The organism is Flavobacterium limnophilum, assembly GCF_027111315.2.
GTDB classification, from domain to species: Bacteria; Bacteroidota; Bacteroidia; order Flavobacteriales; family Flavobacteriaceae; genus Flavobacterium; species Flavobacterium limnophilum.
Map to the genome: position 1 here is coordinate 3693428 of NZ_CP114289.2, position 23536 is coordinate 3716963.

Consider the following 23536-nt stretch of genomic DNA (forward strand, 5'->3'; position numbering starts at 1 on the left):
GATTAATTTTAAATGGAATTAAATTCAAACTAGAATAAAGCTAAAACTTAAATGACCTTACAATCCTTAAATGGTTCAAAAAACAAAATTATGCTAACAAAAGAAGACATCGCCAAACGCATCGCCCAAGAAGTCAAAGACAAATACTTTGTCAACCTTGGAATTGGTATTCCAACATTGGTAGCCAATTATATCCCAAAAGGAATTGAAGTGGAATTTCAAAGTGAAAACGGTGTTCTGGGAATGGGACCTTTCCCTTTTGAAGGCGAAGAAGACGCTGATTTGATCAATGCCGGAAAACAAACCATAACAACCCTAAAAGGCGTTTCTTTCTTTGACTCGGCAACCAGTTTCGGAATGATTCGCGGGCAACACGTCGATTTAACCATTCTTGGCGCAATGGAAGTTGCTGAAAACGGAGATATAGCCAACTGGAAAATCCCCGAAAAAATGGTCAAAGGAATGGGTGGCGCGATGGATTTAGTCGCTTCTGCTGAGAACATAATCGTAGCTATGATACACGTCAACAAAGCGGGAGAAAGCAAAATTCTAAGAAAATGCACTTTGCCCTTAACCGGTGTTGGCTGTGTAAAAAAAGTCGTAACCGAATTAGCCGTAATGGAAATCACTCCAAAAGGTTTTAAGCTCTTAGAGCGTGCGCCAGGCGTTTCTGTAGAACACATTATCGCCTCCACCGAAGCCAATTTGATTATCGAAGGCGAAATTCCAGAAATGGTGATTGATTAAATCCCTAAACATCTTGAATATCTTTGTCAAAGTTTTAAACTTTGACAAAGATTCGTAAAAACAAAAAACCGCCCAATTAAGGCGGTTTCATTATTTTAAAAGCTTTCAGAACTTGGCAAAAAACTTTGTGCCTTTGCGGTTAAAATCTACAAATTCTCAAAGAAATCATTTCCTTTATCATCAGTGATAATAAAAGCAGGGAAATCTTTAATGGTGATTTTACGAACGGCTTCCATTCCTAATTCTTCAAAATCGACAACCTCAACCGAAAGGATATTTTCTTTGGCCAAAATTGCGGCTGGACCACCAATAGAACCCAAATAGAATCCACCGTAAGTTTTACAGGCATTCATCACGTCTTTGGTTCTGTTTCCTTTGGCAAGCATTACCATACTTCCGCCATTTTTTTGGAATTCCTCTACGTAAACGTCCATTCTACCTGCTGTTGTTGGTCCAAAACTTCCCGAAGCCATTCCTTGAGGTGTTTTTGCAGGTCCTGCATAATAGATAGGGTGGTTTTTGAAGTATTCCGGCATTGGTTTACCCGCATCCAATAATTCTTTGATTTTAGCGTGGGCAATATCACGAGCCACAATCAAGGTTCCGTTCAGTTTCAAACGCGTTTTGATTGGGTATTGAGACAATTTTTTAAGAATGTCTGCCATTGGTTGGTTCAAATCAATTTCGACAGCTGGTTCCAAATGTGGTGCAGTTTCCGGCAACAAACGTTTCGGATTTACTTCCAATTGCTCCACGAAAACACCGTCTTTGGTAATTTTACCTTTGATATTTCTATCAGCCGAACAGGAAACTCCCAATCCAACCGGACAAGAAGCAGCGTGACGTGGTAAACGAATTACACGAACATCGTGCGTGAAATATTTTCCGCCAAATTGTGCTCCAATGGCACTTTGTTGGCAAATTAACTGCACTCTTTTTTCCCATTCCAAATCACGGAAAGCCTGGCCTGACATATTTCCAGAAGTTGGCAAATTATCAAAATATCCTGCCGATGCTTTTTTCACCGCAGCCAAATTTGCTTCAGCAGAAGTTCCTCCAATCACTAAAGCCAAGTGATAAGGTGGACAAGCCGAAGTTCCCAAATCCATTATTTTGGCACGAATGAAAGCATCTAATGATTTCTCGTTCAACAAGGATTTTGTCTGTTGGTACAAATAGGTTTTATTGGCAGAACCACCCCCTTTTGCCAAGAACAAGAACTCGTAAGAAGCTCCTTTTTTGGAATAAATATCAATCTGTGCCGGAAGATTCGAGCCCGAGTTTTTTTCTTCGAACATACTAATCGGCACAATTTGGGAATAACGAAGATTTCTTTCTTGGTAGGTGTTAAAAATCCCTTTTGAAAGCCATTCGGCATCATCGGCTCCTGTATATACATTTTCGCCTTTTTTGGCCATTACAATCGCTGTTCCGGTGTCTTGACACGATGGTAATTCACCATCAATAGCCACAACTGCGTTTTGCAATAAATTATAAGCCACGAAACGGTCGTTATCGGTCGCTTCTGGGTCGTCAAGAATAGCTCTTAATTTTTCTAAATGTGCCGTTCGCAACATAAATGAAACGTCTTTCAAAGCTTCTTGAGCCAACAATTCCAGACCTTTTGGGTCAACGGTCAAGATTTCTCTGTCGCCTAGTTTTTCTGTTTTCACAAAATCGGATGTGATTTTGCGGTATTGGGTATCGTCTTTTAAAATTGGATAAGGATCCTGGTATATAAAGTCCATAGTATGAGGTTTTTTTAAGAACGTCAAATATAAGAATTACAGAAGGAATTCGTTGCGATTTATATCAACTTATGCTTTAGAATTGTTATAAATTAAAGGGTTTTTGATGGTGGAAATGGCCAAGCAAATTTTTCATCGGATTGAAATCGTTTTCGAAAAATTGGGGAATTATTATATTATAAAAACGGATTAAAATCCTTTGCTACAATATAATTCGTTCCTACATCAACGGATTAAAATCCTTTGCTACAATATAAATCGTTCCTACGGAACTTTTACATTTTCATAGACTTCTTAGAGCCATCGGCTCGGGGCATTTTGTAGCAACGGATTTTAATCCGTTGTAAACAATGAAACACAGTCAACAAAGAGCCGTTGGCTCGGTTCATATCAAATCTTCAAAAATATACCTTTCTTCAAATGGGACTTCGAACTTGTCTAAAAACTCCAAATATTCTTCCCTAAAAATTTGCTTTTTGTGATGTTCTTCTTGATTAACAATATATTTATGAACTGCATTAATTTGGGAGTGACCATAAGAAAATACACCGCAACCTTCCTGCCATTCAAACCTTGATTTGGTTAACTGATTGTCGTTAATGTATTTTGATGATTTGGCTTTTACAGTTTTCATCAATTCCGAAATTGAAACAGCAGGTTTTAAACCTAAAAAACAATGAACGTGATCTTCAACTCCGTTTACAATGATAGTTTTACAACCCGTTTCATTTATCAAATTACCAATAACACCAAATAATTTAGATTTCCATTCATTGGCAATAACGGCATCACGATATTTCACCGCAAAAACAACCTGAATATATACTTGATGGTAGGTATTTGCCATATTTCTCTTTTATGAACCGTTCCTAAGGAACTCAATTTCTAATTATTTCATATCATCAACAGATTAAAATCCGTTGCTACAATATAAATCGTTCCTACGGAACTTATACATTTTTATATATTTCTCAGAGCCTTCGGCTCGGAACATTTTGTAGGGCTGGACTTCAGTCCAGTTTATTTGGTATGTTTTGATTTGGTTTTAAAAAAACCAGCTCGCCACAAAAATCGCCGTAATCACGCAAATCACATCAACTAGAAGCATAGTTCCTAAAGCGTATCGGGTATTTTTTATATTAACAGAGCCAAAATAAACCGCAATCACGTAGAAAGTACTTTCGGCACTGCATTGAAAAATACTGCTTAACCTTCCCGTTAAGGAATCGGCACCAAAAGTATTCATCGAATCTATCAAAAATCCTCTTGATCCAGCTGAACTAAAAGGTCTTAGCAATGCAACCGGTAACGCATCGGTAATTTCTTTGCTTACTCCCATATTGGAGAAGGCAAAAGCAATCCCGTTGCTAATAATTTCAAATAAACCACTGTTTCTGAATAAAGAAATCGCAACCAACATTCCCAAAACATATGGAAAAATGGTCACGCCGGTTTTCACGCCATTATTGGCTCCAACCACAAAGGATTCATAAACGGTGGTATTCGCTTCCGTGAATTTCTTTTCTTTCTTGAAAGAAAACAACAACGTGAAAAGAATAATCCCCACCAATATCAATGCAGAAAGATTGGAAGTAAAATAGTTTTTACCAATTAAATCCAAATGGTTTACATACATCAACAAACCTACAATGGCAGCAATTAACACCATCAAACCCATAACCAAAGAAGCACTTTTGAAATTGATTTTTTGTTTGATCCCAACAATAAGAAAAGCGGCAATTGTTCCAATAAAAGAGGTAATAATACACGGCAACATCACATCGGCAGGATTGCTTGCACCCGCGGCAGCACGGTAGCCAATGATGGAAGTTGCGATTAAAGTAAGTCCCGAAGCGTGTAGACACATAAACATGATTTGGGCATCGCTGGCTTTGTCTTTTTCGGGATTTATTTCTTGCAAACTTTCCATCGCTTTTAATCCAAAAGGAGTTGCAGCAGAATCCAATCCCAAGAAATTGGCGGCAAAATTCAAGGTCATATAAGAAATCGACGGATGGTTTTTGGGAATGCTTGGAAACACTTTCACGAATACTGGACTCAATCCTTTGGCCAGTTTTTCAGATGCTCCAGAAATGATTAAAAGCTCCATCAAGCCACAGAAAAAAGCCAAATAAGCCATAAGCGGCAAGATTAAATCAAGCAATGTGCTTTTGCAAGTGGGCAACAACCCATCCGATTTTTGAACCCCACTATAAATTTTAACCACTTTATTTTTATACACATAAGTAGTGTCGGCATTGAGTGTGTCGCGGTTGATGATAAAGGTTTTTTCTTCCGATTTATTGATGCTGTCTTTTATAAAAGCAGGAACCTGATCCATATATTTTTCAGAAATTAAAATAGGATCGTCTTTTTTTCCGTTTAAAACATTGTCTATTGTATAACTGTTGCCAGAAAACAAACTGAAAATCACAAATGCAATCGAACAAATGAAAATCACCAACCAAAATCTACTCAATACCATAATCTATAATTTTTGTAAATGTAATAATTTAGTTTAACCCTGACAGGGTTTTGAACCCTGTCAGGGTTAAATATTGAATTAAACATGAATAATCTCTTCTTCAATCAACAAATCTTCACGTCGAAGTCGGAGGAAAATCTGCGCCACGGCAATGGTGTCTTTTTCACAATAAGTTACAATTCTGTCAATGTCTTTTTCCACATAAAAAACGTGACCCACTTGGCTGCCGTCAATATCACCTTTTGGGGAAGGGATTCCGAGTACTTTGCACATTAATTTCAAGGAAGTGAAATGCTTGTAATCGCCAAATTTCCATAATTCCAAAGTATCGAGATGTGGAATTTCCCAAGGTTTTTTGCCAAATAAATTCAGTTTGTTGGGAATGGCTATATTATTAATAATCATTCGGCGGGCAATGAACGGAATGTCAAATTCCTTGGCGTTATGTCCGCACAAAACGTGTTGCGGTTGATTGAAATGATTATTCAAAAGGTTGATAAAATCATTCAAGATTTTCTTTTCGTCTCCAAAAAAAGAAGTCACTCTAAAGTTTCGAATGTCGCCTTTAATCACAAAATAACCCACAGAAATACAGACAATTTTCCCGAACTCGGCCCAAATTCCGGCACGTTCATAAAAATCTTCCGGCGTGTATTCGTCTTTGCGTTGGTATTGGGTTTTGTGTTCCCAAAGGGCTTTCATTTCATCATCCAAAGAGTTGAAATCAGCTACTTCCGGAACGGTTTCGATGTCGAGAAACAGAATGTTGTTGAGGTTGATTTTTTCTATCATTTTCAAACACAGATTACACAAATTAGCACAGATTTAACCAATGCAAAATGTTATTTATAAGTTTAAATATAGTCAATTTTAATTCCTGAAAAAATAATTTGTGGAAATCTGGGAAATCTGTGTCAGTTTTTAGAATAAACTTCCTTGATTACTAGGGTTTTCGTGTTCCAATAACCATTTTTTGCGCCACAAACCACCGGCATAACCAGTTAGCGAACCATCGGTTCCGATGACTCTGTGGCAAGGAACGACAATCCAAAGCGGATTTTTCCCATTGGCGGAAGCCACGGCTCGAATGGCTTTGACATCGCCCAATTGCTTGGACAGTTCCAGATAAGACATTGTTTTTCCAAAAGGAATTTCGAGTAAACCTTTCCATACTTTCTGTTGGAATTCGGTTCCGGATGGATTCAATTTAAAGGTAAAATCAGTTCTTTTTCCTTCGAAATAGTCGTTGAGTTGGGAAACGGATTCTTGTAAAACTACTGGAATCGTCGCTGAAATATCGCCTTTATCCAAAATAGAAATTACTGAAATGCCGTTTTCATCGCCCATAATTTTGGCGATTCCTAAAGGCGTTTTGATGTAGGCTGTTTCCATAGTTTCAGAATTTAATACCAAAGTACGCAAAGTTTTCCTCAAAGCAAACAAAGAAATTACATATAAAAAAACCATCTCGATTGAAATGGTTTTTGTGTTTTTAGCCCCGATGGGAATAGCTTCATATCCTTCGACTAGTGAGAATAATGATTATTTCAAATTCGTATAAATATATGCTTCCAACGCCTTCAATTCTTCTTCCGAAAAAGTCTTGGTAAGCTCTAAATTAGGTTTCATCACTGCGTATTGGGTTGGGTCAACGATTGCTTCACCTTCACCTTTAAGAAAAGTAACCATATCGCCGTTTTTGTCTTTGTAGATTTTGGCAATGTCTTGAAGGCTTGGACCAACGAGTTTCACGTCTGGTTTATGACAAGCCACGCAAGCTCCTTTTCCGTGAAAAATTTCCTTTCCTAAATCTTCTGGTTTTTGCGCTTGGTTTGAAGTTTCGGGTTTACCAAAGGGTTCTTCGCTCTCTTTTTTACAAGATACAAATGCCAAAATGGCGACTAAAAAAAGTAGTTTTCTCATATTTATTTATTTAATATAATTGCAGCTTCTTTGGCAAAATAAGTAGAAATTAAACTGGCACCAGCTCTTTTGATGCACATCAATTGCTCCATCATAATCTTGTCGTGATCGAGCCAACCTCTTTCGGCAGCCGCTTTGATCATCGCGTATTCGCCCGAAACATGAAAAACCGTCACGGGAACATTCACGGCATTTTTAACTTCGCGAACGATATCCAAATACGCAATTCCGGGTTTTACCATCACCATGTCGGCACCTTCTTCGACATCCATCAAGGCTTCTTTGATGGCTTCGATGCGGTTGGCATAATCCATTTGGTATGTTTTTTTGTCTTTGGGAACCACCACATCCGCTTCTCTAGGCGCACTGTCCAAAGCGTCACGGAAAGGCCCGTAAAATGCCGAAGCGTATTTAGCGGAATAACTCATAATTCCCACATTTTGAAATCCTGCCGCATCCAAACCTTGACGCAAACGCAAAACGCGTCCGTCCATCATGTCGGATGGCGCCACAAAATCGGCTCCGGCTTCGGCGTGGGAAACGGCCATTTTTACCAAAGCAGCCACAGTAGAATCATTTTCCACATCACCATTGGCAATAATTCCGTCGTGACCGTATATTGAATACGGATCCAAAGCCACATCTGGCATTACAATCATTTCCGGACAAGCGACTTTGATTGCACGAATGGCTTGTTGCATTAATCCGTTTGGATTCCAAGCTTCGACACCCGCATTGTCTTTTAAATCCTCGCTTATTTTTACGTAAATATTGACTGCCCGTATGCCTAAAGCATAGATTTCTTTGACTTCTTCTACCGTTAAATCTATCGAACGGCGGAAAATTCCCGGCATTGACGGAATGGCTACTTTTACATTTTCGCCTTCGCCAATGAACATTGGAAACATAAAATCGGTGGGACTCAAACTGGTTTCGCGAACCAATGAACGAATAGATTCGCTTGTTCTTAATCTTCTACCTCTGTGTAATGGAAACATCTATTATTGTTTTTAAAGAGGTTGTAAATTTACAGAAATTAAGCTAAATTTTGGGAATTTGTCGCAGGAATAGAAATCATTATTTTAATTTTTGTAATACATTTACCTTTTTATAAAGTAAAACGTGATTAATTCCATAAAACTCAAATTCGTTTAATGAAAAAATTCCTTGCCTTATGCTCTTGTTTATTGCTCTGTAGTTGTTTTGAAATCACGGAAAAAATAAAGCATCACGACAATCAGAGTGGGGAATATTCCATAACTGTCGATTTTTCGCAATCCTGGTTCAAGACGAAATCGGCTATGTTGTTAGAGGAAATTGATGGAGTAAAGATTCCGAATGAGCAAGAAATCTCTCAAAAATTAGCCAATTTCAAAAGTTCGGCTTCAAAGATTGAAGGAATTTCAAATGTAACTACCAAAACAGATTTCGAGAATTATGTTTTTACGATACGTCTCGATTATAAAAACATAAGAGCCCTAAACAATGTGTTAAACAGCATTAACAGACAAAAAAACCAGGTTCATTTCACAGGAGACAACACTAATTTTCAACGTATTGCCACATACCCTTTTCCGGAAAATTTACTCAAAGACCCCAACAAAAAATCCGATTTAGAACAAGCAAACGTCATTGCCATTTATACTTTTGATCGCGAAGTTGCTTCGGTAAATAACGGAAATAGTAAAATTTCGAAAAACAAAAAAACCGTCTTTTTAAAACAAAGCGTCTATAACGTACTCAAAAAAACGGCTTTGATGAATAATTCCATCCTATTAACCCCTTAATTTATGAAACATTTCTTAACCACATTAATCGCCTTGATTGCCAGTTTTGGTTTTAGCCAAACACCTTCTTCCAAACATGATTTCTTCGTGCAATACAACGGCAATACATTTGCCAAAAAAGTAAATCTGGACCTCATTGTAAACCACCCTTTTTTATTGGAATTCAAAAAAAATTCTTCCGATTTTAACAGTGAAGAATTTTCAGCCCTTTTTAAATTAGACCAAAACGCCAGTATTGTTGGCAATTTTACCGACAGCATCCCCTATTATCAAATTACGATTCCAATCAAAAACAAGGACAAAATCAAACAGTTTTTGATTAAAACCCAACAAAAGAAACAGGCACCAGGTTCATTGGCGCAATATGAAATCAAGGATTTTCCAAACTATTCGCTGTTCACGTCAAACAATCAAAAACTTTCAATGGCTTGGAATGATTCCTATTTGGTGATTTTGGAATTTACCAAAAAATATAGCGCTGTTGATCCAACAGAAGCAATTGATGAAGCTGCAATGACTGTCGATTCGGTTGCTGTGGTGCCTCCCTTAGATGAAAAATATGGTGACCCCGTAGTACCCGCCCCTGTAGAAATTATTGAGGAACCAGTTATGGATACGACTACGCCCGTTGAATCGAAAAACTCCTATTATATCGAATACGAAAATAGAAAAACAGCCTTTGACAGCATCCAAAAAACAAAGCAAACAGACTTTTTAAAATCCCTTTTCGAAAAAGGATACATCATGCCTACATCAACCAAAATAAATCCCAATGCCGACATTTCGTCTTGGGTAGATTATGGCGGAATTCTCTCTAGTTTTGGCTCCAGTCTGAACAAATTAACAAAAATAATGCCTTATGGCAAATATTTTCCGACACAAAAAGGATTTGGCAGTTTCATAAAAGGGATGAATTTTGATTTTTACTTTGACAATGACAATGCCCGCATCGAGGAAACTGTTGAATACTCGAAAGAAGTTGCCTCTATTTTGAGTGAAATAAACACAAGAAAAATAAACAAAAAAATCTTTAATTATTTTCCCGAAAAAGAACCCTTGGCCTTCCTGACTTATCATTTTAATTCCGAAAAAGTACTGGAAAAAACACCCGAATTGACCACAGAAATTTTTGCCAACACATTCGTTACCAAAGAAGACCTATCCTTGGTCACAGATTTAATCAGTACCATCGTGGACGAAAAAACCTCTGCCACACTGTTTGACGGAGATTTGAGTTTGTTCTTGCACGACATTCAAAGCAAAGAAGTAACCGCAAAAGCCACCGAATATAACGATAATTTTGAAGCCATCACCGTCGAAAAAAAGATCAACAAAACCGTACCTTTATTTTCGGTAATTTTCACTTCCACACACCCCACTTTTGGAGATAAATTAATTCAATTGGGGCTTCGAAAAAAAGCATTATTACAAAAAGAAAATTATTATGAATTTGCCGGAAATTCAGAATATGGCAATTTCTTCCTGATAAAAGACAAGGATGTAGTGGTAATAACCAACAGCTTTGAAAACCTCAAAAACAACAATAGCGAATTTGTAAACGACATCAAAAAAGAGTTGAAACGAAATTACTTTACTTCCAGATTGAATATCAAAAGAATCGTTGATACGTATTCCAACATCGAAAAAACAACTGCAAAAAGCACCGCCACCCTGACTAAAGTTGCTTCGAAATTCAAGAATGTTGTTGTGCAATCGCCAAAAAAAATAACCGACAATAAATTGATGGTTGAATTTCGATTGAACACGGTTGAAACCAATAAAAATGTAATGTTGCAAACCTTGGATTTACTGAAAGAAATCAACAAATAATAATTGCACAACTAAAAAGTCCCGCAAATTGCGGGACTTTTTCATATCCAATCTTTCGGATTTTCCAATACTTTCAATAGTTTTTCTTCTTCGCTTCCCGTTTCCGGATGATGGTCGTACACCCACTGCACATGTGGCGGCAAACTCATCAAGATACTTTCGATTCTGCCATTGGTTTTCAATCCGAACAAAGTGCCTTTGTCGTGGACCAAATTGAATTCGACATAACGACCACGACGGATTTCCTGCCAAGTTCTATTGGCTTCGGTATAAGGAAGATTTTTTCTTCTTTCAACTATTGGAACATAAGCTTCCAAGAAACTATTCCCCACTTCTGTAACAAAATTGTACCAATCTTCCATTGCCATTTGCTCATTTGCCTTGCAATAATCGAAAAATAATCCGCCAATTCCACGGGCTTCATTGCGATGCGCATTCCAAAAATAGGCATCACATTGCTTTTTGTATTTTGGATAAAAATCTGGATTGTGTTTGTCGCAAGCGGTTTTACAAGTTTGATGAAAATGAGTGGCGTCTTCCTCAAACAAATAATAAGGCGTTAAATCCTGTCCTCCGCCAAACCATTGCTGGATTACGTTTCCATTGTCATCATACATTTCGAAATAGCGCCAATTTGCGTGAACTGTTGGAACCATTGGACTTTTTGGATGCAAAACCAAACTCAATCCGCAGGCAAAGAAATCGGCTTCGCCCACGTTGAACAATTTTTGCATACTGTCCGGTAATTTTCCGTGCACTGCAGAAATATTGACACCCCCTTTTTCGAAAACTTTTCCGTTTTCAATCACGCGTGTTCTTCCGCCTCCACCTTCAGGGCGTTCCCAAATATCCTCACGGAATTTGGTTGTGCCGTCAGCAGCTTCCAATCCTTTGCAGATTTGGTCTTGAAGGTTTTGTATGTATTGGTAAAATTTGTCTTTCATTATTCTAATTCCTTGTTCTTTTCCAAATAATCAGCAGCATTCAACTTATTGACTATTTTTTTTCCAGTCTTTTCTTCAATTTGCTTACGTGTATTCCCGGCAATTGTCCCTCCTTGTTTCGCAAATTTTCTTTTTTAAACCTTTATGATTTTTGTATTGTTTGACCGACAAACCGCTCCAAGCCTTGGTAATTTCATCAGTAAGAATCGCATATTCTTGTCCTTTTTTTACACCTCGTTTATCCCATTCATCGGTAAGATCTTTTCTTACTTCTATACTTTTTAAACGTTGATTTACCCATTCTTTGGAATATCCTTTTTTGAGATACGTCTCCATAAGTCTGTCAAAACCAAGTTCAGGATCTTCAATTTCATCAATCCTTTCTCTACCCACTTGAGCCAACCACAGTTTAAAAGGTTCTGCTTTTTTGGAAGGTACCGATTGGATTAATCTGAACAATTGTTCGGTATCGGCAACATCTGTTAGCCTCATCTTCCCATCAGCAGCCATCATTTTCAACTGGTGACTATTTGTCACCGTTTCATTTCCTTCCGCAACTAATCTTTCTTTAAGTTTGTTCCAATATTTCCTTGCCTTTTGATAATCCTCTTGATTGGTTAGAATTGATACAACATCAACTGTAGAAAAATACCATTTCTCCTCCTCATCACTCCAAATGGAACGAATTTGTTTTTGTTCAAATAGTTTAATGGCGGTTTCTTTGGTCATAATTTTATATTTTAATAAAATTTGTCTTGAAAGTTCTGAATTTAATGTCCATTATAAATTTGCTTTTGCAGCAGCTGTCTTATTAAAAATCCCAAACGAGAAGACCTTGCTTTCCTTCTGGACATAATCGTAAATGGCGATGGCTTTTCCAGAAAAATCAAATTGACTTTCTTTCGAAATCGCGATTAAAAAATCGGCAAATATCTCGAAATGATTCCAGTCAAAATGAAGTCGTTCCAAATGAGAAATCAATTGCTCTTCGCTAAATTTTTGGAGACTTTCGACATTCATTCCCAAATCTTTCAGCTCATTTTCAAGCGAAAGAATATCTTCCAAATTCCAAAATTTAGGCACAAAAGTCAGCGAATGCAACACTTTCAGAATGTTGTCAATTCGAATACTTTCCTGATTTCGTAAGCCTTTGTTGAGCATTATAAATTCTTATTTCTGCTTGTATTCCTTCACCGCATCCACAAAAGCTTTGGCGTGATCCACAGGAATATTTGGTAAAATTCCGTGGCCTAAATTGGCGATGTATTTGTCTTTTCCGAATTCGTCAATCATTTCGTGAACCATTTTTTTGATGGTTGGAATTGGAGAAAGCAATCTCGATGGATCGAAATTTCCTTGCAAAGTGATGTTTCCACCAGACAAATAACGGGCATTTCTAGGCGAACAAGTCCAATCTACACCAAGTGCCGAAGCCTTGCTTTTTCCCATTTCGCCAAGGGTAAACCAACATCCTTTTCCAAAAACGATAACAGGCGTAATCTCTGCCAAGGCGTCAACAATTTGGTTGATGTATTTCCAGGAGAATTCTTGATAATCCACCGGCGAAAGCATTCCTCCCCAAGAATCGAAAATCTGGATGGCGTTACAACCCGCTTTTACTTTTTCTTTCAAATATAAAATCGTGGTGTCGGTGATTTTTTGCAATAAAGTGTGTGCTGCAATTGGATTCGAGAAACAAAATCCTTTGGCGGTATCAAAGCTTTTTGAACCTTTTCCTTCCACGGCATAACAAAAAATCGTCCAAGGCGAACCGGCGAAACCTATCAATGGCACCTCATCGTTCAACATTTCTTTGGTCAATTTTATGGCATCAAAAACATAACCCAAAGTTTCGTTTACATCCGGAACATAAACCTGGTTTACTTGCTCCATCGTGCGAATTGGATTCGGGATAATGGGTCCCAAATTGTCTTTCAATTCCACGTGAATTCCCATTGCTCTTGGCACCACCAAAATATCCGAAAACAAAATTGCGGCATCAGGACCAACTATTCGAATCGGTTGAACGGTGATTTCAGCAGCCAATTCAGGAGTTTCACAACGAGTAAAAAAATCATATTTGTCACGCAATGCCCTGAATTCCGGCAAATATCTTCCTGCTTGACGCATCATCCAAACTGGTGGACGTTCGACAGTTTCTCCTCTTAATGCTTTTAAAAATAGGTCGTTCTTTATCATTTTTTATTCGTTTTTCTAATTCCCCCTTCGGGGTTAGGGGGATTATTTATATTCTTCGATTACATCCTCAATCACGTTTTCAACCGAAGGCTGATCTGCGACTATTATATTTCTTGTTATAGTATCTAATGCACTTGCCGTGGTTTCGCCAATACAAAAGCAAATTTCGTTTTTTATTTTGTTTTCCTTCAAATAACTTTCAATGGCAGACGGGCTGAAAAACAGGATTCCATCGACTGGAGTTTTTATTTTTTGTGGCGTCAAAGTCGTTTCATAAACCTGAATTTCATTGAAATTGACTTTGGCTGCTTTCAAGGCTTTGGGCAAGGTTTCTTTTCGCAGATTTCCGCTGAAAAAAGTATAACTTTCTTTGGAATAAATCAAGGTGATAATTTCAGCCAAATCGGAAGCATAATCCAAGTAAACCTCAACATTAAAACCGTTTTCTTCCAACAATGCCTTGGTTTTCATACCCACACAAAACACCTTTTTGGATTTTAATTCTTCGCATTTTGGATTTAGCAACACGCTTTGAGCCGCATTTTGACTGGTAAAAATCAGATTGTCATTAATTCCTTTTAAATCAAAATCCGAGTTTTCGGTTTTGATAAAATTAGCTTCCGTTACTGAAAAACCTGCATTTAACAAGACTTGCTTTTGAGAACTCAAAAGTATTTTTGTGGATAGAATATTGATTGGGCTACTCATTATTTCTTCAAACTTTCCTTGATTGTTTTCATCAACTCCGCTCCTCCTTTTTCCAAAATTTCATTGGCACAATTGAAACCTAATTTTTTCCATTCTTCAACGGGCACAATTTTTTCGATTTCCAATTTTTCTTTTCCATCAATAGACAACAAAGCGCCTTTGAAAACAAAAGTGTCTTCCAACTCGCAATACTTGGCCAAAGCTCCAATTGGCGCGGTACAACCGCCTTCGAGTGTTTTTAGGAATTGTCTTTCTATGTAGGTGCAAATCTCGGTTTCCACATCGTTCAATTGTGAAACGGCGTCGAGTGTAAAATCGTCATTCCCCATCGCGACAACTACCATTGCTCCTTGAGCCGGCGCTGGAATCATCCAATCCAAATCGATATAAGAGAAATTCCTATTTTCTCCCTCTCCTTTGGAGAGGGTCGGGGTGAGGATTGGTTTCAGGTTGATTCTTTCTAAACCTGCAGCTGCAAAAACAGCTCCGCTCCAATCGCTTTCGTTTAGTTTTTGCATTCGAGTGTTCACATTTCCACGCAAATCGACTACAGTATGATTGGGATATTTATTCAACCATTGCGCTTGACGACGCAAACTTCCGGTGGCGATGGTTCCTTTTTTTTCTAGAAAATCGAGGTTTCCTTTGTGAACCAAAATATCCAACGTATTGGCTCTTTCGAGAACTGCCGCTTGAACAATCCCAATTGGCAAAGCCGTTGGCACATCTTTCATCGAATGCACGGCAATATCGACTTGACCATTTAGCATGGCGATGTCCAATGTTTTCGTGAAAATTCCGGTGATTCCAAGTTCGTAAAGTGGTTTATCGAGTAGGATGTCGCCTTGCGATTTTACGGCAATAATTTCGGTTTTATAGCCTAAATCATTTAACTTTTTTTGAACGGTATGGGCTTGCCAAAGAGCTAATTCGCTGTCGCGAGTCCCAATTCGAATTGTTTTTTTTGAATTCATTAAACCTTTTTTCTTTTTTTAAACCATAAAGATATTAAGGTTTGTTTGGATTTTTACTATGAAAGGGTGATTTTGTATTTTTCTTCGGCAGCCGAAGTCGTTTTTTGGGGAGTTTGCAATCCTATTTGGAATACTTTTTCGATAAACTCTATGCTTTCATCAACCGAAGTGTTTTCGTCTTTGAGGTGACTGGCGAAATGGTTGGTGATTTTTTGGATAATTCTGGACGTGATTAATTCAGCTTGTTCTTCGTCGAAATTAGGCAACTTTTTTCTGTGCAAAGTCATTTCGCTGGCCACGATGTCAATTAATTTAGCTTTTAATGCGTGAATGGTTGGCGCATATTTTCTGCCATTCATCCACGTATTCAATTCTAGTTTCATGTCCTCGATAATGGCTTCGGCAGCAGGAATGTGTTGTTTCCTTCTTTCGAGCGTGTCATCGGTCATTTGTGACAAATAATCCATGTGGATTAAAGTTACTCCCGGAATTTGTTGCACATCGGCATTCACATTTTTGGGGATGGACAAATCCAAAATGAGCAACTCTTTCTTGAGATTCAATAATGTTTTGTCGATGGTTGGATTTTGCGCGCCTGTTGCCACAACCAAGACATCGGCTTTTTGTAATTCTTGGTGTAAATCGGAGTAATCTTTTACGACTAAATTCAATTTTCCGGCCAATATTTCGGCGGTACTTTTGGTTCTATTGATTAAGGTAATCTGCTCGTTTTTGGTATGTTTGATGAGATTTTCGCAAGTATTTCTGCCTATTTCTCCCGTTCCAAAAAGCAAAATATTTTTATTGCCTATATTCTCTATGTTTCTAATGATGTATTGCACGGCGGCAAAAGAAACAGAAGTGGCGCCCGAACTAATTTCGGTTTCGTTTTTAATTCTTTTGCTGGTTTGAATCACGGTATTGATCAATCGGTCTAAAAAAGTATTGATTAAACCCAATGTACGAGCTTCGTCGAAACTGTTTTTTATTTGTCCAATAATTTCAAAATCACCAAGAATTTGACTGTCCAAACCTGTTCCCACACGAAACATGTGGTCGATGGCTTCGTGGCTTTTATAAACAAAACCTACTTTTTGAAATTCTTCTACAGTACCGTTACTGTTTTCGCAAACCAATTTTATCAACTGGAAAGGGTGGTCTGCATAACCGTAAATTTCGGTGCGATTGCAGGTAGAAGTAACGATTAAACTCTCGATGCCTTCTTCTTTGGCTTGGAGCAACACTTTGGTTTTTGCTTTGGTATCCAGACTAAATTTACCTCGCACTTCGGCATCCGCTTTCTTGTAACTCAAACCAATGGAGTAGAAAGTTTTGTGTTTCGGTACATTTAGATTTTCCATATACGATCTTTTCTGATGCGACTGGCAAAGTTAGAACTAAGGTTTTTATTAAAACAACGCTTAAAGTACTATTTATATCGCTAAATGATATTTTTGTCCTTTAATACATTTATAAAACAAAAAACACTATTTTTGTACTAAAATCAGGCTTTTATACATCAAATTTAGTACATGTTTTTTGGAAAAACCCTGACAATTGTCATAATGCTTTAAAAAAAATGTCGCAATGAGTTCTCAAGATGTTATAACAATTGAAGACGACTTTACCCTACTTCGTTTTCAAAATGACAGTGATGAAGTGTATTTCACCCAGCGTGAAGTCAAAAGTGGATTGATTCAATTCCATTTCGGGTTGAAGGGAAAAGCCAAATTTCTTTTCAACCAAGGAAGTTATGCCTTGGACCTGAAAGAAGAAAAATCTCTATTGCTATACAACCCGCAAAAAGAATTGCCTTTAAATCTGGAAATAGCCCCTAATTCCTGGGTTATTTCGGTTATCATTTCCATTAAAAAATTTCATAATCTATTTTCTTCCGAAGCCAATTACATCACTTTTTTGAGTGACGACAACAAGGACAAAAAATATTATAAAGAAGGCGACATCAGTCCGTCGATGGCGATTGTTTTGAGCCAATTGTTTCATTACAACCTGAATCCGTCCATAAAAAACCTGTATTACAAAGCCAAAGGTTACGAATTGTTGAGTTTGTATTTCAACCGAACCGAAGATCCAAATGCGGAACAATGTCCGTTTTTGATTGACGAAGAAAACGTGTTGAAAATTAAAAAAGCCAAGGAAATCATCCTCGCAAATATGGCCGAACCCCCCGGATTACAGGAACTGGCCGATGAAATTGGACTTACCTTGAAAAAGCTTAAAATGGGTTTCAAACAAATTTACGGCGACACCGTTTATGGTTTCCTTTTCGACTATAAAATGGATTCTGCCCGAAAATTATTGGACAGCGGTTCGTATAACGTAAACGAAGTGGGTTTGAAAATTGGTTACAGCACCGGAAGTCACTTTATTGCGGCTTTCAAGAAAAAATTTGGAACCACTCCAAAAAAATATCTGATGTCCATCAATCCGAACATGTAAAATCTTTATTCTCTTTGTCAAGAGAAAAATCAAAACAACAATAAAATATGAAAGGTGTATTATTAGTCAACCTTGGTTCGCCGGAAAGTCCAACTGCAAAAGATGTAAAACCGTATTTAGACGAATTTTTGATGGACAAATACGTGATTGATGTTCCGTTTTTGTTGCGAGCATTGCTAGTTCGTGGAATTATTCTTCAAACAAGACCCAAAAAATCAGCGGCAGCTTACGCCAAAATCTGGTGGGATGAAGGCTCTCCACTTGTCGTGATTTCCAAAAGAATGCACGAAAAAGTTAAAAAATTGGTTGATCTTCCTGTTTCATTGGCAATGCGTTATGGAAATCCATCTCTTTTGTCTGGATTGCAAGAATTGCACGACAAAGGCGTAACCGAAGTGTTGCTTTTTCCGTTGTACCCACAACACGCAATGGCTTCGACTACGACCATTTTAGAATTGGCGGAAGAGTTGCGTAAAAAACATTTTACGGAAATGAAATTTACCATTGTTCCCGCTTTTTACAACAAGCCCGACTACTTGAAAAACCTTGCCGATTCCATTAAATCCCATTTGGAAGGTTTTGAATACGACCATGTATTGTTCTCCTATCACGGAATCCCGGAGCGACACATTCGCAAGACCGACATCACCAAATCTCATTGCAAAATTGATGGTTCTTGCTGCAACACGCCTTCGCCGGCACACGAATTTTGTTACCGTCACCAATGTTACGAAACAACAAAACAAGTGGTAAAACTTTTAGGAATTCCAGAAGGAAAATACAGCCAAACTTTTCAATCACGCTTGGCTGGAGACAAATGGCTTACTCCTTACACGGATGTCGAAGTGAACAAAATGCCCGAGAAAGGCATCAAGAATTTGGCTGTCGTGACACCTGCCTTTGTGGCAGATTGTTTGGAAACCTTGGAAGAAATCGCAATGGAAGCCAACCACCAATTCAAGGAACATGGTGGCGAGAATTTCATGGCAGTTCCGTGTTTGAACGATGATGAAGAATGGTGCAAAACAGTTGCGAATTGGATAAATGATTGGGCTAAATAAAAATGTTTAAAAGTTTAAGGTTTAAAGTTGTCTAATAAGCTTAAACCTTAAACTCTAAACTTTAAACAAAAAATATGGACTACTACAACTACCTAAAATCCCTGCACCTCATCTTTGTCATCACTTGGTTTGCCGGACTTTTTTATATTGTTCGTTTGTTTGTGTACCAAATAGAAGCCAACGACAAACCTTCGCCCGAAAAAGAAATTTTGCAGCAACAATACAAAATAATGACCTATCGTTTGTGGTATATTATCACTTGGCCGTCAGCGATTTTGGCTAGTATTTTTGCGTTTTGGATGTTGTTTTTTACCGATATCGGGAAAGCCTGGTTGCAAATGCCTTGGATGCACGTGAAACTTGGCTTTGTTTTTGTGTTGTATTTATACCATTATAAATGCCACAAAATATACAAGGAATTGCAAAACGACGAAGTAAAATACACCACAAATTATATGCGCTTGTGGAACGAAGGTGCCACCATCATCTTGTTTGCCGTAGTTTTTTTGGTCATTCTGAAAAATGCCGTAAACTGGATTTATGGAGTTGTCGGAATTATGTTGTTTTCGATTTTAATTATGTTGGGCTTTAAGTTTTACAAACGAATTCGAGAAAAAAACAATTCCTAAAAACATGTTCAAAGACTTCAAGATATCGATGCTTTCGTTGCGAATCAGGATTTTCCTTTCGATGATAGTATTGATTATTGTCGCTTCGATATTGCTGGCATCGATTTCTATCTTTCAATTCAAGAATGAAGCCAAGCAATACCATCAAGAACGCTTGGAACACAAAGAGGACGCCATAAAAGAGAACATCAATTATGTACTTTCGAACACCACTTATCCGCTTACTCCTGGAAATTTGGCACTAATTTTCAAGGATAAAATTCACGAATTGTCGGATATCCACAATCTTGAAATCAACATTTACAGTCTGGACGGGAGACTTTTGAAATCTTCAAAATCAAGATTTTCCATCGATCCGGTCGCTCCGCCAATTCCAAAATACATTCTGAAACTGGTTCAATCTTCAGTTGAAAAACGCTACGTTGACATCAAAAACATCGACGGCAAAAAGAACCGTTCTTCTTACAGTTTAATAAAAGACGACAAATTCAAACCCTTGGGAATCCTGAATTTGCCTTATGTGGAAGACGACAGTTATTACCAAACCGAACTGCAAAATTTCCTGATTCGATTGGCACAAGTGTATTCATTTATGCTCTTGGTCGCTTTTGCAGTTGCCTATTTCCTTTCGTCCTACATCACAAAATCGTTGAAAACCATATCCGACAAATTGAGCGAAACGAGTTTGAACCAAAAAAACGAAAAAATCGTTCTCGAAGCCAACAGCAAGGAAATCAACCTTTTGATAAAAGCTTATAACGGAATGGTTGATGAACTCGAAGAAAGCGCCTTGAAACTAGCACAAAGCGAACGAGAAGAAGCTTGGCAAGAAATGGCCAAACAAGTGGCGCACGAAATCAAAAATCCGTTGACGCCAATGCGTTTGACGGTGCAAAGTTTTCAGCGAAAATTCGACCCAAACGACCCGAATTTGAAACAAAAAATTAACGACTATTCTGAAACCTTGATACAGCAAATCGACACGATGAGTTCCGTGGCTTCGGCATTTTCCAACTTTGCTTCGATGCCGGCACAACAAAATGAAACCCTGAATGTGGTGGACGTGGTCGAATTGACCATGGATATTTTCAATGAAGAATACATTCATTTTAAAGCGGAAGAAGGCGAAATTATTTCGAAAATTGACCGAACACAACTCATTCGAATCATTACCAATTTGGTTAAAAACGCCATTCAAGCCATTCCCGAAAGCCAAGAAAACAAGGCGGTATGCGTCAACATCAAAAAAGTGGCAGGCAATGTTGTTATCACGGTAGCCGACAACGGAATTGGGATTGGAACCGATAATTTCAATCGAATTTTTGAGCCCAAATTTACTACCAAAACCAGCGGAATGGGATTGGGTTTGAGCATCATCAAAAACATAATCGAAAATTATAACGGAACCATTACATTCGAATCCCAAAAAGGAAAAGGGACAACTTTCAAGGTTTCTTTGCCCATTATAAACAAATAAAAAACAAACATCATGGCACTGGAAAACATTATTTTGGAACACGAAAAAGGGATTGCCACCATTTATGTCAATCGTCCCGAAAAACTGAATGCCTTAAATAAAGCCACCATTCAAGAACTGCACGAAACCTTGAAATTGGTTAATGAAAATCCTGATGTACACGTAATAATAATAACCGGAAGCGGAGAAAAAGCTTTTGTGGCTGGTGCCGATATTGCCGAATTTGCCCATTTTTCGGCGGAAGAAGGTGCACAATTGGCCGCAAAAGGACAACAAATTTTATTCGACTTTATCGAAAACATGAAAACTCCCGTGATAGCCGCCATCAATGGTTTTGCCCTTGGTGGCGGACTGGAATTGGCTATGGCTTGTCATTTTAGAATCGCTTCGGAGAATGCCAAAATGGGTTTGCCGGAAACTTCGCTGGGCGTTATTCCAGGTTATGGAGGAACACAACGTTTGCCACAGATTATTGGCAAAGGTCGCGCGATGGAAATGATCATGACCGCCGGAATGATTGATGCCGAAACGGCGAAAATGTACGGATTGGTCAATCACGTTGTGCCACAAGACGATTTGTACTCAGCCTATATGACCATTGCCACAAGAATCATGAAAAATTCTCCAGTGGCCATTGGCAAAGCCATCGAAGCCGTAAATGCCAATTTTATTTCTGGCATAAATGGATTTGATGTCGAAATCAAAAATTTTGGCGATTGTTTTGCCACCGAAGATTTCAAGGAAGGAACGACTGCTTTTTTGGAGAAAAGAAAAGCGGAATTTAAGGGAAAATAAAGAAAGTTGGCAGTGTTCAGTCGCCGTTGACAGTGTAAAAATCACTCTATTAATATTTATGAAGAAAATTATTTATTTGTCGTTAATTACATTACTATCTATATCAAGTTTTGCACAAAATATTCCTTTCAAAACTCAAAAAAGCGACGTTTTTAAGGATGAATTCAAAGAATCACAAATTGTATTGTCGGAAGAAGATGGAAACGGTGGTGTTTTGATTGTTCGTTCCTACAAAAGCAGCGGAATTTCTCCAAATGCTGGCTATTATTTTGAACATTATGACAGTAATCTAAAACTTCTTAAAGAATATGATTTTCAAATGAAACATCCTATTTCCCAGAAGACTCCAATTGTATTAGGCGTTTTTAGAATAGAAAATAAGATTAGAATTATTGAAATGTTTTACGATATTAATGAAAAATCGTATATCTGTATGGCAAATTCTATCAGTGCCGGCGACTTTATTTTGGAGAAAAAAGAATTATTTCGATTTACACGTGATGAAATAAAAGAATACGGAGGTCTTTCATTAAGCGAAACCAATTATCAAAATTCAAATATGAAATCCCTAATAAATGGTTCATTTGGTTCTCCTGAAGAGAGTCTATTTTCATTTGATTTTTCATTAAATGGAAAATCAGAAAAAAATTCTTCTTCGGGTGGTAATTCAAAAATAGCTTTGGTTGTAAACAAAGAAAAAGGCACCTTTTCCATTGTATTAAACTTCAATAAAAAGGACAATTCAGATCGACTTAAAATTTACTTGTTTGACAATCAGATAAATAAAAAAATAGACCGTGATTTCACCAAAGACACTAACGATAGAAAATATTTGTTACAAAACATTGAATTATCAAAAGACGGAAACTCCATTTATCTTTTATGCAAATCGTATCCAAAAAAAATGAGCGACAAAGAAAAGGGAGGGAAATACCAATTCGAAATAACAAAATTCACTCAAGACAAAGTGGAATTCCAAATTTTTGACACAAAAGAACATTTTATAGGATCATTAAAGACAATTATCAAGGACGAAAAACTAATTTGCATTGGTTTTTATTCTGATGAATACGATAAACGATACAAAGGAATTAGTTATTTTGAATTGAATCCATTGACTCTTGAACTGAAAAAATCTAAATTTAGTGCTTTTTCGGAACAATTTATTCTTGACAAATATGGCAAAATCAAAAATAAAGAATTAAAATACCTGACTTTCAAAAACCTGTTAACTACCGAAAAGAATGAATTAATTTTCAATGCCGAAGAATCCTATATCACACAAACAGCAGGAAGTTATAACCCTTATGGCGGCTATTCTGGCGGGCGCATCTATTATAATTATGATGACGTGGTAAGCATAAAAATTGATGAAGAAGGCAAGCTACTTTGGTCTAGAAATATCAACAAGCGCCAAACTGGAGACGAGGTAGATTCTTTTGTTTCTTACACATCAACGCTAGTAAATACTAATGCTTATTATTTCATAAATGCCGGTGAAAAAATCAAAAATTTAGATGATAATCGAATTGAATTTAGAGATACGAAAAAAAACAAGTACAATCTAAATCTCATCCGAATTAATCAAAATGGTGATTTTGATTATGAAAAAATTCTTGATGACGAAGAAAACGAGGTTCCCTTTATGGTTGCAAACGGCATTAAATCTGGAAATTCTATTTTCTTTTTGGGAAGAAAAGGAACAAAAAAACAGTTGTTAAAAGTTAGTTTGTAAATTGGTAAATATCAAATTATTATAATTATTTAGG

The 23536-nt window shown here is 37.4% G+C and carries 23 protein-coding genes; 9 read left to right on the forward strand and 14 right to left on the reverse strand.

Translation table 11 applies throughout. From position 1 onward, the window contains the following. Positions 1–90 precede the first annotated feature (90 nt). Positions 91–747, forward strand: a complete 657-nt coding sequence (locus tag OZP13_RS15365) for a 3-oxoacid CoA-transferase subunit B (protein WP_281297741.1) — start codon at positions 91–93, stop codon at positions 745–747. A gap of 146 nt (positions 748–893) precedes the next feature. Here OZP13_RS15365 and OZP13_RS15370 read toward each other — a convergent pair whose 3' ends face one another. From OZP13_RS15370 to hemB, 7 genes are all read right to left on the reverse strand, one after another. Further along, positions 894–2495 (reverse strand): fumarate hydratase, encoded by a 1602-nt coding sequence (locus tag OZP13_RS15370; protein ID WP_281297742.1) that lies wholly within the window; start codon positions 2493–2495, stop codon positions 894–896. A gap of 385 nt (positions 2496–2880) precedes the next feature. After that, positions 2881–3342 (reverse strand): IS200/IS605 family transposase, encoded by a 462-nt coding sequence (gene tnpA / locus OZP13_RS15375; protein WP_269240987.1) that lies wholly within the window; start codon positions 3340–3342, stop codon positions 2881–2883. 198 nt (positions 3343–3540) lie between these two features. Beyond that, positions 3541–4980, reverse strand: coding sequence for a nucleoside recognition domain-containing protein (locus tag OZP13_RS15380; RefSeq protein ID WP_281297743.1), 1440 nt, complete (start codon positions 4978–4980; stop codon positions 3541–3543). A 78-nt stretch (positions 4981–5058) separates the two neighbouring features. Continuing rightward, complete coding sequence (locus OZP13_RS15385; RefSeq protein WP_281297744.1) at positions 5059–5772, reverse strand: 3'-5' exonuclease; 714 nt, start codon at positions 5770–5772, stop codon at positions 5059–5061. Positions 5773–5901: 129 nt separating this feature from the next. Further along, positions 5902–6372, reverse strand: coding sequence for a methylated-DNA--[protein]-cysteine S-methyltransferase (locus OZP13_RS15390; RefSeq protein ID WP_269240992.1), 471 nt, complete (start codon positions 6370–6372; stop codon positions 5902–5904). A 150-nt stretch (positions 6373–6522) separates the two neighbouring features. Then, positions 6523–6903 carry a c-type cytochrome gene (locus OZP13_RS15395; protein ID WP_281297745.1) on the reverse strand — a complete coding sequence of 127 codons (381 nt, stop codon included), beginning with the start codon at positions 6901–6903 and terminating at the stop codon, positions 6523–6525. A gap of 2 nt (positions 6904–6905) precedes the next feature. Then, positions 6906–7901 carry a porphobilinogen synthase gene (gene hemB / locus OZP13_RS15400; RefSeq protein WP_281297746.1) on the reverse strand — a complete coding sequence of 332 codons (996 nt, stop codon included), beginning with the start codon at positions 7899–7901 and terminating at the stop codon, positions 6906–6908. A gap of 156 nt (positions 7902–8057) precedes the next feature. Between hemB and OZP13_RS15405 the strand changes: the two genes are divergently transcribed. Continuing rightward, entirely contained in the window at positions 8058–8690 is a 633-nt protein-coding gene (locus OZP13_RS15405; protein ID WP_269240994.1) for a hypothetical protein, read from the forward strand. A gap of 3 nt (positions 8691–8693) precedes the next feature. Next, positions 8694–10520 (forward strand): hypothetical protein, encoded by a 1827-nt coding sequence (locus tag OZP13_RS15410; RefSeq protein WP_281297747.1) that lies wholly within the window; start codon positions 8694–8696, stop codon positions 10518–10520. A 41-nt stretch (positions 10521–10561) separates the two neighbouring features. On the opposite strand, the gene hemF is transcribed toward OZP13_RS15410, so the two are convergent. From hemF to hemA, 7 genes are all read right to left on the reverse strand, one after another. Further along, complete coding sequence (hemF, locus tag OZP13_RS15415; RefSeq protein ID WP_281297748.1) at positions 10562–11464, reverse strand: oxygen-dependent coproporphyrinogen oxidase; 903 nt, start codon at positions 11462–11464, stop codon at positions 10562–10564. An 84-nt stretch (positions 11465–11548) separates the two neighbouring features. Next, positions 11549–12193 carry a BRO-N domain-containing protein gene (locus tag OZP13_RS15420; protein ID WP_269240998.1) on the reverse strand — a complete coding sequence of 215 codons (645 nt, stop codon included), beginning with the start codon at positions 12191–12193 and terminating at the stop codon, positions 11549–11551. Positions 12194–12244: 51 nt separating this feature from the next. After that, a complete protein-coding gene (locus tag OZP13_RS15425; protein WP_269240999.1) occupies positions 12245–12625 on the reverse strand; it encodes a hypothetical protein in 381 nt (126 codons plus the stop codon). A gap of 9 nt (positions 12626–12634) precedes the next feature. Further along, positions 12635–13663: a uroporphyrinogen decarboxylase gene (hemE, locus tag OZP13_RS15430; protein ID WP_281297749.1), complete on the reverse strand. Its 1029-nt coding sequence runs from the start codon at positions 13661–13663 to the stop codon at positions 12635–12637. Between the two features lie 42 nt (positions 13664–13705). Beyond that, the gene (locus tag OZP13_RS15435; protein WP_269241001.1) at positions 13706–14371 is read right to left on the reverse strand and encodes a uroporphyrinogen-III synthase; all 666 of its coding nucleotides are present in this window, start codon (positions 14369–14371) and stop codon (positions 13706–13708) included. Beyond that, complete coding sequence (gene hemC, locus OZP13_RS15440) at positions 14371–15345, reverse strand: hydroxymethylbilane synthase (protein WP_281297750.1); 975 nt, start codon at positions 15343–15345, stop codon at positions 14371–14373. Before hemC ends, OZP13_RS15435 begins: the two co-directional genes overlap by 1 nt. A 56-nt stretch (positions 15346–15401) precedes the next feature. Next, positions 15402–16706 carry a glutamyl-tRNA reductase gene (gene hemA, locus OZP13_RS15445; protein WP_281297751.1) on the reverse strand — a complete coding sequence of 435 codons (1305 nt, stop codon included), beginning with the start codon at positions 16704–16706 and terminating at the stop codon, positions 15402–15404. A 226-nt stretch (positions 16707–16932) separates the two neighbouring features. Between hemA and OZP13_RS15450 the strand changes: the two genes are divergently transcribed. The 6 genes from OZP13_RS15450 (at position 16933) to OZP13_RS15475 (ending at position 23502) form a co-directional block, all read left to right on the forward strand. Further along, positions 16933–17805 carry a helix-turn-helix domain-containing protein gene (locus OZP13_RS15450; RefSeq protein WP_281297752.1) on the forward strand — a complete coding sequence of 291 codons (873 nt, stop codon included), beginning with the start codon at positions 16933–16935 and terminating at the stop codon, positions 17803–17805. Positions 17806–17852: 47 nt separating this feature from the next. Then, positions 17853–18866 (forward strand): ferrochelatase, encoded by a 1014-nt coding sequence (gene hemH, locus OZP13_RS15455; protein ID WP_281297753.1) that lies wholly within the window; start codon positions 17853–17855, stop codon positions 18864–18866. A gap of 74 nt (positions 18867–18940) precedes the next feature. Next, positions 18941–19495: a CopD family protein gene (locus tag OZP13_RS15460; protein WP_269241003.1), complete on the forward strand. Its 555-nt coding sequence runs from the start codon at positions 18941–18943 to the stop codon at positions 19493–19495. A 4-nt stretch (positions 19496–19499) separates the two neighbouring features. Continuing rightward, positions 19500–20972, forward strand: coding sequence for a sensor histidine kinase (locus tag OZP13_RS15465; protein WP_281297754.1), 1473 nt, complete (start codon positions 19500–19502; stop codon positions 20970–20972). A gap of 12 nt (positions 20973–20984) precedes the next feature. Further along, positions 20985–21767, forward strand: coding sequence for an enoyl-CoA hydratase/isomerase family protein (locus OZP13_RS15470; RefSeq protein ID WP_281297755.1), 783 nt, complete (start codon positions 20985–20987; stop codon positions 21765–21767). Positions 21768–21825: 58 nt separating this feature from the next. Further along, positions 21826–23502, forward strand: coding sequence for a hypothetical protein (locus OZP13_RS15475; protein ID WP_269241004.1), 1677 nt, complete (start codon positions 21826–21828; stop codon positions 23500–23502). The last annotated feature ends 34 nt before the right edge of the window (positions 23503–23536 follow it).

Coding starts and splice junctions, on each gene's coding strand:
- OZP13_RS15365 (WP_281297741.1), top strand. CDS start 91: ATGCTAACAAAAGAAGACATCGCCAAACGCATCGCCCAAGAAGTCAAA.
- OZP13_RS15370 (WP_281297742.1), bottom strand. CDS start 2,495: ATGGACTTTATATACCAGGATCCTTATCCAATTTTAAAAGACGATACC.
- tnpA (WP_269240987.1), bottom strand. CDS start 3,342: ATGGCAAATACCTACCATCAAGTATATATTCAGGTTGTTTTTGCGGTG.
- OZP13_RS15380 (WP_281297743.1), bottom strand. CDS start 4,980: ATGGTATTGAGTAGATTTTGGTTGGTGATTTTCATTTGTTCGATTGCA.
- OZP13_RS15385 (WP_281297744.1), bottom strand. CDS start 5,772: ATGATAGAAAAAATCAACCTCAACAACATTCTGTTTCTCGACATCGAA.
- OZP13_RS15390 (WP_269240992.1), bottom strand. CDS start 6,372: ATGGAAACAGCCTACATCAAAACGCCTTTAGGAATCGCCAAAATTATG.
- OZP13_RS15395 (WP_281297745.1), bottom strand. CDS start 6,903: ATGAGAAAACTACTTTTTTTAGTCGCCATTTTGGCATTTGTATCTTGT.
- hemB (WP_281297746.1), bottom strand. CDS start 7,901: ATGTTTCCATTACACAGAGGTAGAAGATTAAGAACAAGCGAATCTATT.
- OZP13_RS15405 (WP_269240994.1), top strand. CDS start 8,058: ATGAAAAAATTCCTTGCCTTATGCTCTTGTTTATTGCTCTGTAGTTGT.
- OZP13_RS15410 (WP_281297747.1), top strand. CDS start 8,694: ATGAAACATTTCTTAACCACATTAATCGCCTTGATTGCCAGTTTTGGT.
- hemF (WP_281297748.1), bottom strand. CDS start 11,464: ATGAAAGACAAATTTTACCAATACATACAAAACCTTCAAGACCAAATC.
- OZP13_RS15420 (WP_269240998.1), bottom strand. CDS start 12,193: ATGACCAAAGAAACCGCCATTAAACTATTTGAACAAAAACAAATTCGT.
- OZP13_RS15425 (WP_269240999.1), bottom strand. CDS start 12,625: ATGCTCAACAAAGGCTTACGAAATCAGGAAAGTATTCGAATTGACAAC.
- hemE (WP_281297749.1), bottom strand. CDS start 13,663: ATGATAAAGAACGACCTATTTTTAAAAGCATTAAGAGGAGAAACTGTC.
- OZP13_RS15435 (WP_269241001.1), bottom strand. CDS start 14,371: ATGAGTAGCCCAATCAATATTCTATCCACAAAAATACTTTTGAGTTCT.
- hemC (WP_281297750.1), bottom strand. CDS start 15,345: ATGAATTCAAAAAAAACAATTCGAATTGGGACTCGCGACAGCGAATTA.
- hemA (WP_281297751.1), bottom strand. CDS start 16,706: ATGGAAAATCTAAATGTACCGAAACACAAAACTTTCTACTCCATTGGT.
- OZP13_RS15450 (WP_281297752.1), top strand. CDS start 16,933: ATGAGTTCTCAAGATGTTATAACAATTGAAGACGACTTTACCCTACTT.
- hemH (WP_281297753.1), top strand. CDS start 17,853: ATGAAAGGTGTATTATTAGTCAACCTTGGTTCGCCGGAAAGTCCAACT.
- OZP13_RS15460 (WP_269241003.1), top strand. CDS start 18,941: ATGGACTACTACAACTACCTAAAATCCCTGCACCTCATCTTTGTCATC.
- OZP13_RS15465 (WP_281297754.1), top strand. CDS start 19,500: ATGTTCAAAGACTTCAAGATATCGATGCTTTCGTTGCGAATCAGGATT.
- OZP13_RS15470 (WP_281297755.1), top strand. CDS start 20,985: ATGGCACTGGAAAACATTATTTTGGAACACGAAAAAGGGATTGCCACC.
- OZP13_RS15475 (WP_269241004.1), top strand. CDS start 21,826: ATGAAGAAAATTATTTATTTGTCGTTAATTACATTACTATCTATATCA.